9 protein-coding genes are annotated in these 12,876 nt (G+C 47.8%); all 9 read left to right on the top strand.

Annotation, left to right across the window (positions count from 1 at the left end; genetic code table 11):
- Positions 1-2: 2 nt before the first annotated feature.
- Genes CKY02_RS00155 through tssH form a run of 9 tightly spaced genes read left to right on the top strand, consistent with a single transcriptional unit; the run spans position 3 to position 12,844 of the window.
- Positions 3-2,009 (top strand): type VI secretion system Vgr family protein, encoded by a 2,007-nt coding sequence (locus tag CKY02_RS00155; RefSeq protein WP_112893765.1) that lies wholly within the window; start codon positions 3-5, stop codon positions 2,007-2,009.
- 34 nt (positions 2,010-2,043) lie between these two features.
- Positions 2,044-2,640, top strand: coding sequence for a DUF6931 family protein (locus CKY02_RS00150; RefSeq protein ID WP_112893764.1), 597 nt, complete (start codon positions 2,044-2,046; stop codon positions 2,638-2,640).
- Complete coding sequence (locus CKY02_RS00145) at positions 2,640-2,939, top strand: PAAR domain-containing protein (RefSeq protein ID WP_176414618.1); 300 nt, start codon at positions 2,640-2,642, stop codon at positions 2,937-2,939. Before CKY02_RS00150 ends, CKY02_RS00145 begins: the two co-directional genes overlap by 1 nt.
- 13 nt (positions 2,940-2,952) lie before the next feature.
- On the top strand, positions 2,953-4,056 hold the full coding sequence (tssA, locus tag CKY02_RS00140) for a type VI secretion system protein TssA (RefSeq protein ID WP_112894004.1): 1,104 nt from the start codon (positions 2,953-2,955) through the stop codon (positions 4,054-4,056).
- Entirely contained in the window at positions 4,049-4,735 is a 687-nt protein-coding gene (locus CKY02_RS00135) for a type VI secretion lipoprotein TssJ (protein ID WP_112893763.1), read from the top strand. The genes tssA and CKY02_RS00135 overlap by 8 nt, the downstream gene beginning before the upstream one ends.
- A gap of 3 nt (positions 4,736-4,738) precedes the next feature.
- Positions 4,739-6,136, top strand: a complete 1,398-nt coding sequence (tssK, locus tag CKY02_RS00130) for a type VI secretion system baseplate subunit TssK (RefSeq protein WP_112893762.1) — start codon at positions 4,739-4,741, stop codon at positions 6,134-6,136.
- Positions 6,133-6,756: a DotU family type IV/VI secretion system protein gene (locus CKY02_RS00125; protein ID WP_238399045.1), complete on the top strand. Its 624-nt coding sequence runs from the start codon at positions 6,133-6,135 to the stop codon at positions 6,754-6,756. The genes tssK and CKY02_RS00125 overlap by 4 nt, the downstream gene beginning before the upstream one ends.
- A gap of 15 nt (positions 6,757-6,771) precedes the next feature.
- A complete protein-coding gene (locus CKY02_RS00120; protein WP_112893760.1) occupies positions 6,772-10,290 on the top strand; it encodes a type VI secretion protein IcmF/TssM N-terminal domain-containing protein in 3,519 nt (1,172 codons plus the stop codon).
- Positions 10,283-12,844: a type VI secretion system ATPase TssH gene (tssH, locus tag CKY02_RS00115; RefSeq protein WP_112893759.1), complete on the top strand. Its 2,562-nt coding sequence runs from the start codon at positions 10,283-10,285 to the stop codon at positions 12,842-12,844. The genes CKY02_RS00120 and tssH overlap by 8 nt, the downstream gene beginning before the upstream one ends.
- The last annotated feature ends 32 nt before the right edge of the window (positions 12,845-12,876 follow it).

The raw sequence follows: 12,876 nt of genomic DNA, 5'->3' as shown, positions 1-12,876 counted from the left end.
AAATGCTGTTAGGGCAAAAGAATCGTTTTTTACAGGTTATCGGTAGCCTGTCAGACATTGTGGCACTGAGCAAAATAGAGGGTGAAGAGCACCTGTCGCGGCCTTATTCATTTTCTGCTCAGCTCTATTCCAACGCGGACTGGGATAAGCTGGAGTCTCATATCGGTAAGCCATTGGCATTTCGTCTCGGTGAAGCACCGAATCACCGCATTGTGCATGGCATATTGACTGAACTGCAGCAACAAGGTTTCAGCGACGGCCAGTTTTGTTATCAGGCACGTATTGAACCCTGGCTGAAAATGCTGACATTAACGCATAATTTACGCGTCTATCAGCGCATCAGCGTGCCGGATATGGTATGTGATATCTTCCGTAAACGTGGGTTTAACGACGTTGAACTGGCGCTAAAAAGCCGTTATCCGAAGCTTGAATATTGTATGCAATACAAGGAATCAGATTTTGACTTTGTGACACGCCAACTGGAACAAGCTGGAATTTTCTATTTCTTTCGCCATGAAGAGGGGCGTCATGTGCTGGTATTGGCAGATCATCCTTCTACGTTTATTAACGCGCCTTTAGCGGTATTGCCATATCAATCGAAAGTGGGTGATCAGCAGGGCTATGGGCTACGCGCCTGGCATATTCATCGCACACTGATTCCAGGTACGGCGGAAATGAATGGTTATAACGTTAAAAGTGCCGCGGCAATCAGTGCCAGTGCCAAAGCGAACAGCGGCTATTCTACCAATCCAAAGCTTTCTATCTATGATGATCGACGTCAGGAGGAGCGTAATCAACTGGAAGTACAGGCAACACTGTGCATGGAACAATGGGAATCACAGTCCTATTACGCACGTGCCGTTAACAGTTATCCCGGTTTGCAAGTAGGGCATCAGTTTACCCTGAAAGGGCACGGCAGTGCCGATGGCCGTTATGCCGTGGGCCACCAGCGATTAAAAGCGGAAAACAACCTGGAGGAAGGCGAATTATTGTTTTCGTCTCAAGTGACCTTATTCCCGGCGAATAAAGCATTTCGCCCGCGTCCTTCTGTTACGCGGCCCTACATTTCCGGCGTATTGTCCGCGCTAGTAGTGGGGCCGACGTCAGAGGAGATCCATACTGATGCACAGGGACGCATCAAAATCCAGTTTCACTGGGATAAAGAACATAAAAAAAATGATGACAGTTCTTGTTGGATACGCGTCAGTCAGTTCTGGAATGGCGCAAAGTTTGGTGCGCAATTTGTGCCACGTGTGGGCAGTGAAGTATTGGTGAGTTTTATTGATGGCGACCCAGATAGCCCGCTGGTGACCGGAACGGTTTATAACGGGGTGAAGATGCCACCATTCGCGCTACCGGGGCAGAAAACCCAAAGCGGGATTACGACGCGCAGCAGTGCAAAAGGCACAGTGGAGCAAGGACATCAGTTCTGTTTTGAAGATAAGAAAGGTGAAGAGTTTATTTTGCTTCACTCACAAAAAGATATGCGCCTGAAAGTGAAAAATGATTTTTCGGCGCAGATTGATCGCAACGTGTTATGGGAAATCCAAGAAAAGCGCGATACCCAAATTAAAAAGGGCAATGACACGTTAATTTTGAGCGAAGGCAACGCCTTAACTGAGGTGAAAAAAGGTGACAAAAAACAAACACTGGATCGTGGCAATTTTACCACCACCGTCAGTGCAGGCAGTTATGAGCTGGAGGTATCCAGAGGTAACGCCAAAATCAATGTAGGTCAACAATGCACAATTACGGCAAATCAGGGCATTGAACTGAAAGTCGGTGCCAGCACATTATCGATTACCCCGGCCGGGATCACCATCAAAGCGCCATCTGTTACCGTAGAAGGATCAGGAAAATTGGCGTTGAAGAGCGGTGGCATGGCGGAGCTAACCGGCACCACGGTAAAAGTAGAAGGCAGTGCGATGGCACAATTAAAAGGCGGCATTGTTCAGGTGGATGCGACCGGCATTGCTATGGTGAAAGGCACTCTGACCAAGATTGGTTAATAGCAGGATCAACGAATAATAAGAGTTTGCAATCATGGTTAAATTACGACACTGCCAGCTTTCGCCACAGGCGGAATTGGCACTACAACAACACGCGGCACATGAACAGAATCTATCGGCGCTCAATAAAGAAATATTGTGGCAAGACGCAGTGTGCTACACCATTTTTATGTTGCCTTACACTCAGGCTCTGGAACTGGCACTGACATTTATCTCCTGCGTTTACGAACGTGATCTGATGCAAGGACAACGGGCGTTATTGCAACAAGTGCGACGCTGGCGGGTTGATGGCGGTGATCCGTTGCGTCATGAGCTGTTCGAACAGGCGCAAACAGTCGGGTTCGATAATCCAATTTCATGTTTGGTGCTTTCCGTTTTTTGGAGTGAAGGCAGCATGACCACCCCGGATTTGGAAGCGGTCTATCCACAACCGTGGCAGTCACTGGCGGCATTAGCCGATACGTTGTGCCTGATATTGCATATTTATGGCGAACAACCGGAACGACAAATGCAGTACGTTGAGCAATTTTTTCAACTGGCACATGGTCAACTAAGGCAATTGTCACCGTCACAAGATCAGGGACGCAAAAACTATCTGTACCATGAAGCCACATTATCAGGAGAACAATGATGCCAATGCCAGCCGCCCGTGTGGGTGATATGCATATTTGTCCAATGGTCTCGCCTGCGGTACCGCCAGTGCCACATGTAGGCGGACCGATTATGCCGCCAGGTGTACCGACAGTGCTGATTGGTGGATTACCCGCGGCGACAATGGGCTCAATGCTGGTGTGCGTCGGGCCGCCGGATACAATAGTCATGGGCAGCCCAACGGTATTGATTGGCGGACGGCCTGCGGCCAGACTCGGCGATCTGTGTGCACATGGCGGCACAATTACCACGGGCTACCCGTTGGTGATTATTGCTTAAAATGGAAGCCACTGTGAACTTAGCCCAAACAGATATCGCGCATTTTTTACAACCCATTGCTGCTGACAAACCCGCGGGGTGCGATATCGAATACGAACCTATTTTTGAACAGATAAACGCAGCACGCGAAACCGACGACGATTTTCTCCAGGACGACGCATGGGGTTATGAAACTCGTCAGGCTGATTGGATGCGAGTTTCAACGTTGTGCCAAGAGGTGCTGGAAAAACAGAGTAAAGACTTGCAAATAGCCTGCTGGTTAACCCAAGCACAAGGGGAACTGTATGGTCTGGCAGGGATTAGCGGTGGTATCACATTACTTGCCCATCTACTGGAAACTTTTTGGCCGGTACTTTACCCGCTGCTGGATGATGCAGAGACAAACAGTGCAGATGCTCGTCTTGGCCGGTTAAGCTGGTTGGATAAGCAATTGGTGAAACAACTAGACAATCTGACACTGACCGATGATGGCAAATTGAGCTTAAGCGTCTGGCAACGAGTGCAATATTTTGAACAACGCGTTGCCGTTAATAGCGAATTACGCAGTGCTTTGATCAGTGATGGCTATTTCGGTATCGCTGAGTGCGACGGCAGTATTCGCACTACACCAGTCGAACAATTTAACCAACTGCTAGTGCGGGCTGAACAAGTTAGCCAGGCATTAGCAGAACTGCAAAAAATCATGGTGGAACTATTGCCTGATGCTGGTAACAGCATGAGTGCCAGTACGCAACGATTGCAAGATTTGGTGGCCTTAATCGAACGATTTCGTGAAATGGTGGCACCGGGATCAAGCCAAGAATCCAGTAATCGCAATGAAGCAATAGCGTCAGGGGAAGATGCGCCAAACGGCATGAATACGACTTTTTTAACAGAAGATCGGGCGCACCATGAAATGCGCACTATCGCTATAGGACAAATGATCAATATCGCCAACTACTTTCGTCAAAATGAACCTACCAGTCCGGTGCCCTATTTAATTGAACGTGCAGCGCGTTGGGCAAATATGGGCATGGCCGAATGGCTGGAAGAAATGATGTCAGAAAATACCTCCGCGCTACAAGAAATTATGCGCGTGATGAAAGGACCAGAAACAAATAGAGAGCAAAATGAATAACATAAATTTTTATAGCGTCATTAAACGCCGTTTTTTAATATTGACAGTAATTCTTGTAATAAGTGGTTGCAGTCATTCTATCTCCAACGATGAAAAACGCTTACAGGCAATTGAACAAGCCAAACCAGTTTATGCCAGCAATGCCATTCGTTTAAAAATAACCGCGGTTCCGCAACTGAATGTTTTTAATAATATGTCGAACAGTTGCACAATATTAATTGCTCAAGCAGAGAAACGAGAGCAATTAGATAAATTACTGGCTAATCCGGTGTTATTACGCAATTTATTTGCCGGCACCGGTGCAACAGAGCAAATATTACAGTTGGATAATTACGTGATGATGCCGGGGCAATCGGTATCTTTACACATCGATAGAGCGGAACAGGCGCGTTATATCGCATTAATTGCCGGTTACTACCCGATGCCAGATAGTACTCATACACGAGTATTATCACTGCCGCTGCGCCTTGAGCAACACGGTTGGTGGAATAGCGCCTGGAGCGCTGAATTTGTTCCCATGCGCATTAATCTGACGCTAGGACGTTACGCCATTACCCGCAGTGATTTCTCCGCGGGCAACACCGGAGATGAGGTGGTTTTCCCCGGACAACCCGGACAAATAGATTTCCCCGGACAAACGGCAGAATCCAGCAGTGACGAAAGTGTGTTAAGGAAGTAACCCATGTTTGAACATAAACCGATATATTGGTATTCAGGATTATATTTACAACCACAGCACTTTCAAACCCATGAATTGCAACATGAATACTGGCAAGGACGTTATCAGTTACTGACACAGCCTTATGCTTTTGGTGTGGTGAAACTCGCATTCAATCTGGCCGCACTAAGTGATGAAATACTGAGTGTTCATCACGCCGCGTTTATTTTTCCCGATGGTTGTTACGTGGATTGTGATGTCAATGGCGTACTCAGTGCCCGATCATTGCGGGATTGCTGGCCGGTACGTGACAAACCGCAGCGCATCTATGTTGGCCTGCGTATGTTCAGCCACAATCAGAGTAACGTCACCGGTATCACGGATGCCAACGGTGTCGGTAATATCACCAGCCGTTGGGTAACATGGCCGCAAGAACAGCGTATGCGGGATGCTTTTGGCGAGGGGCCGGAAGCGGAAGTGCAACAATTGACCTATAACTTACGTTTTTTCCTACACGATGAGATTGCTCAGGCAACGGGTTATACATTATTACCGGTGGGTCAACTGCACTGCACCAGTGATGGTATTGCGCTGGATAACCGCTATCTACCGCCATGTTTGACGCTCTATGCTGTGCCACCACTGGGCCAGCGCATTGATCAACTGTGTCAGGAGTTAACCGGGCGCGTCCATCAATTGGAAGAGTTGAAACGCCCGCAAACACTGGAAGGGGAAATTTATACCCAGGAAAAAAGCACATTATTGCTGACACTACGGACTCTGGCACGCTATGTCGTACAGTTGCGCCATTTTCAGGAAGCACGAGATATTCATCCCTTACAGATTTTTGGGCTATTGCGCCAACTGATCAGCGAGCTTTCCTGCTTTACCGACCGTTGCTCCTTTTTAGGTCAATGGAACGGGCAGGAAGAAGTACTGGAGAAATATCAACATCTGGATCTGACGCTAACTCTTGATAGTTGTGAACGGACAATTGCCGATTTGCTTAATGCACTGGTGCTGGAACCCAATACCGTGATCCCTCTGCAACAGGAAAGCCGTGGTTATTATCATGCAACCTTCAATACAACGGGGAGCAATGAACAGCAACGGCTCTATTTGGTACTGCGTTCTGACAGCTTTACCCATCGCGAGCGTGAAATTCCTGATGATCGCTTAATTAAACTGGCTGCGGCAGAACAGATCGACAACATTATTAACCGCGCTTTGCCCGGTGTACGTCTGTACTACCAGGAAATTGCGCCACATGGTTTACCTAACCGAGCAAATACCTGCTATTTCCGGGTAGAAAACCGTGGTGCATTGTGGCGGCAGGTAGAAGAGAGCAAACGTGTGGCAGTGCACTGGGCAGATGCGCCAGACGATTTACAAACAGAAATCGTTATAGTGAGGGCATCATGATGCAGTTGTTGGATTGTTATATTCCAGTATTCACTTGCGTATTGCGCATGATCCAGCAGCAGGTGAATAAAGCGGAAATACTGCGGCAAACCGTGTTAGCTGAGTTGACACAAGCGCAGAATAGGGCGCGTTCGCAGGGTTATGGGGCACAAGATATCGAAGAGGCAAATTTCGCCGTGGTCGTTTGGGCAGACGAAGCCATTTTGTGTGCAGGTCAGAAAGAGTTGAGTATTTGGCGCCAATCATCATTGCAGGCTGAGCTTTATGATGCCGAACTGGGCGGAAATACATTTTTTGATCGTCTTGCTGCATTAGTACCGGATAATTATCCGGTTCGATTGGTCTATGTTTTTTGTCTGCTTGCTGGATTTTATGGCCGTTATGGCAAACATGATAATTTAGAATTGCACAATATTATCCAGCAAGAATTAAATAATCTTCCTGATACTTTACGTGGTTATCTCTCTTTAGAAAATCACCGATTAATGAACAGGAGCGATAATAAGCCGAAAAATAAGCACTCCAATCATAAATGGCGTAGAAAATTAATATTATTCATGTCATCCATTACATTAATTTATATTTTTCTTACTGTCTATTTATTAAATATTGGCCGATAAACTCGGAAATTAAACATGAAAAAATTATTTTATGCCATTGGCTGGCTTAGCGTGATGGTTATCCTTTTATTACTCAGTTTAACTATTGCGGTGGCATTTTCATGGCCGACAATAGGTGGCCTGTTACTATTTATTTGCCTATTGCTGTTGTTATTATTGCTGCGTGGGGCAATGGTATTCATGCCGAAAATAATGAATAAACTGCACTGGATAAATAAATTCTGGCGGAAAGGAAATAACCGTCTGGAATATTTACTCTATCAGCACTGGTGGCAGGGAGGATATTTACAAAGTTGGCGTCGATTCCGTTCACTGTTACACCGTAACGGTCCCGTTCCACCGTGGTTTCTGGTGGTAGGCGAACGCGGCAATGGTAAACAGAAGTTGTTAACACGCAGCAATGTGGCACCCATGACGGGGAAAAATCTACCGTCTCTGACAGAAAACACCTTTACCTGTCGCTGGTGGTTCTTCCGCCGGGCAATGTACATGGTCGTTTCCGGCCGTTATACCGAAGGTCAATCCCTGTACCGGCAAGCCTGGTTGCGTCTAATAAGCTGGATCGCCCAAGTCCGTAAACCTGCTGGTGTACTCGTTTGCTTATCGGTGGAACAGTTGCTAAACAGCGACAATCGAGCGCTCTATATCGCCGCACGTCAGGTACGTGCTCAGTTGGAACCATTACAGATACGTCTGGAACGCCGCTTACCCATCTGGTTGATCCTTACCCACAGCGAAACATTGCCGGGGTTTGACCATTGGTGCACCCAACTGTCAGTAGAACAACATGCTGAATTGCTAGGCGATTTTATCGAGCATCATACGGTGGGTAATGTCACCGACGTGCTGGATAAGAGCATGAACACCATTGTCAACACGTTGAAAATGATGCGCCTTAAGTTGCTCAATCAACAACGGCGGCAACCCAATGTGGAAATCTTAGCGTTACCAGAAACCGTCGCTCAACTGCAACCTGCACTGGGTTGTTACTTGAATGCACTGTTCGACCGAGACCATTATCTGGAGCATGGTCTGTTGCGTGGCATGTTTTTTACCGCCGAGCATCAAACTGCTGGCGTTTTCAGCCACCGTTTGTTGGGAGAATATCTGCCAGACCAAGTTCAACATAGCCAAGATCAACGTAGTAATAGCGTATTATTGACCGGCTGGCGGACATTGACCAAACGCGTATTCGTTAGCCTACTGGGTTTGATGCTGGTGTACGGTGCCGGCAACGCATTAATGACAACCTGGCGTAGCGTTATGCAGCTTGAGAATATCCATAAGATAAACCCCCTTGAGCGGAGTTACTTACGCTATCGACAAGTTGAGTACTGGTCACAGGAAACCTTGCCATCTCTGCTTTTCTATCCGGTCATCCATACGATGGAACAAAGGATGGCGCAGCAATACCAGCAACAAGCGCCTGTTAATGCATTCAACCCGGCATCGTTAGCAACACATTTGCTAACACGTTTCCGTAACGCGGAAGCACCACAAAAACAACTGTTAGCTTTACACTGGGCACGTTTTATTAACATTGAACAGGCAATGGCGCATGGCGCTACGCTAGAAACTTTACAGCATATGCCTGCTTATTCAGCTTCACTATTAAGTGGTGAAAACGATCCTTTATCAGCGGAACAACGCGTCGCACTCCGTCTGGCGCAATATCGCCAAGGCAATGCACAGCAAGAATTTGAACAATGGCGAAATGTATTACAGACATTACTGCAAGATAGCAATAACTGGCAGTGGCTATTAGCTGACGAACAACCGGCTGGAACGCATTCGCTGACACTGGCTGATTTCTGGCCGCTAACCAAAGAAGATGCCGCCACCATTAACGCTCGTATCCGTGGTGTCTATACTCAAACCGGTGAACGGGATATTCAGGCAACCTTGGATGAATTATCACAAGCCCTTAACAGACCGGCATTCTTTGCTCCTTTGCAGCGCTCATTTCATCAACAGTATCAAAGTCAGCGCCAATCAGAGTGGTTAGCATTCGCCCAGACCATGCCTCAAGGAGAAACGTTAGTACGAGGCAAGAAAAACTGGCAGGCGTTGATATTAGCAACGGGTCAATATGACAGCCCCTATATCGCCTTTCTGACACAGTTAGAACGTGATTTAGCCACGATAGAACCGGCGGAGCAGCAGACTTGGTTACAGACACAACATCGTTTATGGCAACTGCATGGTTATGCACAAAAAAGTAGCGCGATGCAACGGGTCTCGCTAGGGAACCTCTCTTTACGCCAGCGCATCATGTCATGGTTTGGTATTTCACCGCAGATCTCTGTACGGCTAGATGACAACGTACTGACACGCTATCGCGCCTACCGGCAAGCGGTGCAGTTAAATAGCCAACGCGAATTGCTCAGTGATATAGAAACCGAAGTGTTGGTTAAAAATGCGTTAAACAACGAGAAAGGGGAACTGGACGATAGCGGTCTGCACGCATTGTTCAACCGTTTCACCCTGTGGCGCCACGAGGCCGAAAGCAAACAGAATACCGAGGTAACCGGGTTGAATGAAGCCTTATGGCGACTCTATCAGGGTGATGCGCATCTGGTACTGCGTTACGCCTTCTTAAGTGCCGCCAGCCGCTTGCAAACCCAGTGGGAAAGCAAAGTGATTTGGCCGATGGAAAAATTGAGCAGACAGGAACTGTTTGATGCTCGGGAATTGAATGCGCGTTTGTATGAATACAGTAACGCATTTGTACGGGATACCGCAGAGTATGCGCTGGATATTCGTCCCGAAGGGATTAAGCGTCAGGAAATGGAAGATGTGCTCTTTCCGCTTAGCGATGATTTCATTTTCTATATTAATAACCTCATCCAGCCAAATGACCTACTTTCAGCGACATCGGATATTCGCCGTCGCCTGCAAGAGAAACTCGCCTTACTGGAAAGCGAACAGCAACTGACGACGGCACAACAGGAACCGAAACAAGAACAGAAACCATCGGCGGAAGTGACGATTATCAGCCAACCGGCGACCGCTAACCCAGGGGCAAAGGTATTGCCAATAGGAAGTTCAGTGACGTTGAGTTGTGATGATGGCGTACAGCAGCTTAAAAGTATGAATTTCAATGACAGCATGACGCTGCATTGGAGCCCAGGAACATGCGGTAAAGTCCAAATTGATGTCTATTTTCCTCGCTTTACATTAAGCAAAAGTTACGTTGGCCCCGATGGTTTGCTGCAATTTATGCACGCTTTTTCCCGCGGTGAACTGGCACTAGCAGCACAAGCGTTCCCACAGCGACGCGATGAATTAAGTGCTCTGGGTATCAATAACATCACTGTGCGCTATCAAGTCAGCGGAAGCAAAGCTGTTTCAACACTGTATCAGCAATGGCAGCAACATCAGCAACAACAAACGGCGTTGTTGGAACAACGCAACCGACTGGATAGCCAGTTGTTAAATTTAAGTGAACCAACAGTGGCAAAAGGGACCCTTTCTACTTTGCCATCACAGATCACCACCCATTGGAACGAATTAAGGAAACCTAAAAGTGAGTAATTATCTTAAACAGATCGTGAGTAAATTAACGGTAGAAGCGCGTCAGTGCCTTGATGAGGCCGCTAATCTGGCGGTACGGCGCACCCATCATGAAGTGGAAATTGAACACCTGCTATTGGCTTTGTTTGAAAAACAGCTTCCGACGATGGAACAAGTGTGTCGCCACGGCGGGATTGATGCCATGACGTTGCTGAATGCCTGCCAGAGATCACTGACACTATTACGCAGTGGTAATCATCGTTCGCCGGTACTGGCGACCAGCCTAACTGAATGGATGGAACAGACTTGGATGTACGCCAGTACTCATTGGGGCGCATCACAGATTAGCGCTCAGGCGCTGATTGTGGCACTGATCATGAATCCGTCACTGCACCATTCGCTGACCTCAGAACTACAACAAGCGTTACAGGGTAACACTGATGGGATAGAACAGTGGTTGCGTACACAAGCACATCCGAAACCGCAACAAACTACAACGCCTGTCGGAGATAATACTCAATCTGCGCTGGCACAATACACGCATCACCTGACACAGGCAGCACGTGATAACAAACTCGATCCGGTTTTAGGGCGTGAGCGGGAGATTCGCCAGTTGATTGACGTGCTGTTACGCCGTCGCCAAAACAACCCGTTGTTAACCGGTGAAGCGGGTGTCGGCAAAACCGCGCTGATCGAGGGGCTTGCTCAGCGGATTGTTGATGGCCGTGTACCGAAAGTTTTGACACAGGCTGAACTATTTACGCTGGATATGGGGCTGTTACAAGCGGGTGCTAGCGTAAAAGGTGAGTTTGAAAGCCGTCTGCAAAAATTATTGGATGAAGTGAAGGGGTATCCTACACCCGTGATTCTGTTTATCGATGAAGCGCATACGCTGATTGGTGCAGGCGGCCAAGCCGGGCAAAATGATGCAGCCAATCTGTTGAAGCCCGCGCTGGCACGGGGTGAGTTACGGGCGATTGCGGCAACCACCTGGTCTGAATATAAGAAGTACTTTGAAAAAGATGCAGCGTTAGCACGTCGTTTCCAGTTGATCAAAGTCGAAGAACCTTCGCTAGAACTGGCAATCGCCATGTTGCGCGCCATGACACCTGCAATGGAAAAACATCATGGCGTCAAAGTACTTGCAGAGGCGGTCACGGCAGCCGTTACGTTAGCCAACCGTTATATCACTGGACGTCAGTTGCCGGATAAATCGGTTAGCCTGTTGGACAGCGCCTGTGCCCGCGTTGCCGTTTCACAGACTGACGAACCAGCGCCGATTGAAGATCTGCGTGCCATGCTGACAAACATTGCTAGCGAACAGGAAGCATTGTTACGTGAAGGCGGCCATGAAACTCAGCTACAGAAATTGGCGCAGCGTCAGGCAGAATTGCAGGCATCACTAGAAGCAATTTTGCCGGAATATCATGCTCAACGTCAGTTGGTTAATGACATCCTCGCCTGTGAAGAACACGATGAACGGCTACCTGTGTTACGTGCAGAACTGCATCAGCGCCATCATCAGCACGCTTATGTCTTTGATTGTGTTGATGCCGCCTGTGTAGCGGACATTGTTTCCGGTTGGACAGGGATACCCCTTGGTCGAATGGTCGAAAATGAGCGTGATGTGTTGCGTCGGTTGGAAACCCGCCTCGGCCAACGGGTCATGGGGCAAGATCATGCGCTCAATCAGATAGCCCGTCAAATTCGGATTGCTAAGGCACAACTGGCCGATCCGGTCAAACCTACCGGAGTCTTTATGCTCGCAGGCCCCTCCGGTGTAGGGAAAACCGAGACCGCCTTAGCGCTGGCTCATGAGTTGTATGGCGGTGAGCATCATCTGATCACGATTAACATGTCGGAATATCAGGAAGCCCATTCGGTTTCCGGCCTGAAAGGTTCTCCTCCGGGCTATGTCGGTTATGGACAAGGTGGTGTATTGACCGAAGCGGTTCGGCGTCAACCTTACAGCGTGGTGCTACTTGATGAAGTGGAGAAAGCTCACCCCGATGTACTGGAGTTGTTCTTTCAAGTGTTCGATAAAGGCATGATGGAAGATGCCGAAGGGCAACAGATTAACTTTCGTAATACGTTGATCATCCTGACCACGAATGCGGCATCAGATTTGGTAATGCGGGCCGCAATGCACGGAGTAAAAGAGCAGGGGGAAAATCGCCCGGCCACCCTGGAAGATATTCAGGAAATTATCCGGCCAGAGCTGCAACGTATTTTTACGCCAGCATTTTTAGGTCGTTTGCAGGTTATTCCTTATCTGCCGGTACATGGCGAAGTTCTGCATGCCATTGTCCGCCATAAGCTGAATAAAATTGTCACACGCTATCGTCAATCAACCCAATGTGAATTGCACTATAGCGACACGCTGGTGGATTTTATCGCTGAAGGGTGTCGAATCGCGGAAAGTGGGGCACGTGAAATTGACAACCTGTTAACACAGTTTGTCCTGCCGTTGTTATCAGATCAATTGCTATTAGGTGATATGCCAGTCAATCAGGATGTCTGGATAGATGTTATAGACGGCCAAATACAGTTACGATCAGACCAAAAGAAATTATAACTATATAATATTATCAACTAAGGGTAGTAAGA

The organism is Photorhabdus bodei (genome assembly GCF_003287735.1).
Taxonomy (GTDB): domain Bacteria; phylum Pseudomonadota; class Gammaproteobacteria; order Enterobacterales; family Enterobacteriaceae; genus Photorhabdus; species Photorhabdus kayaii.
The sequence above is the reverse complement of the archived record's forward strand: the minus strand, read 5'-3'. Positions and strand labels throughout refer to the sequence as shown.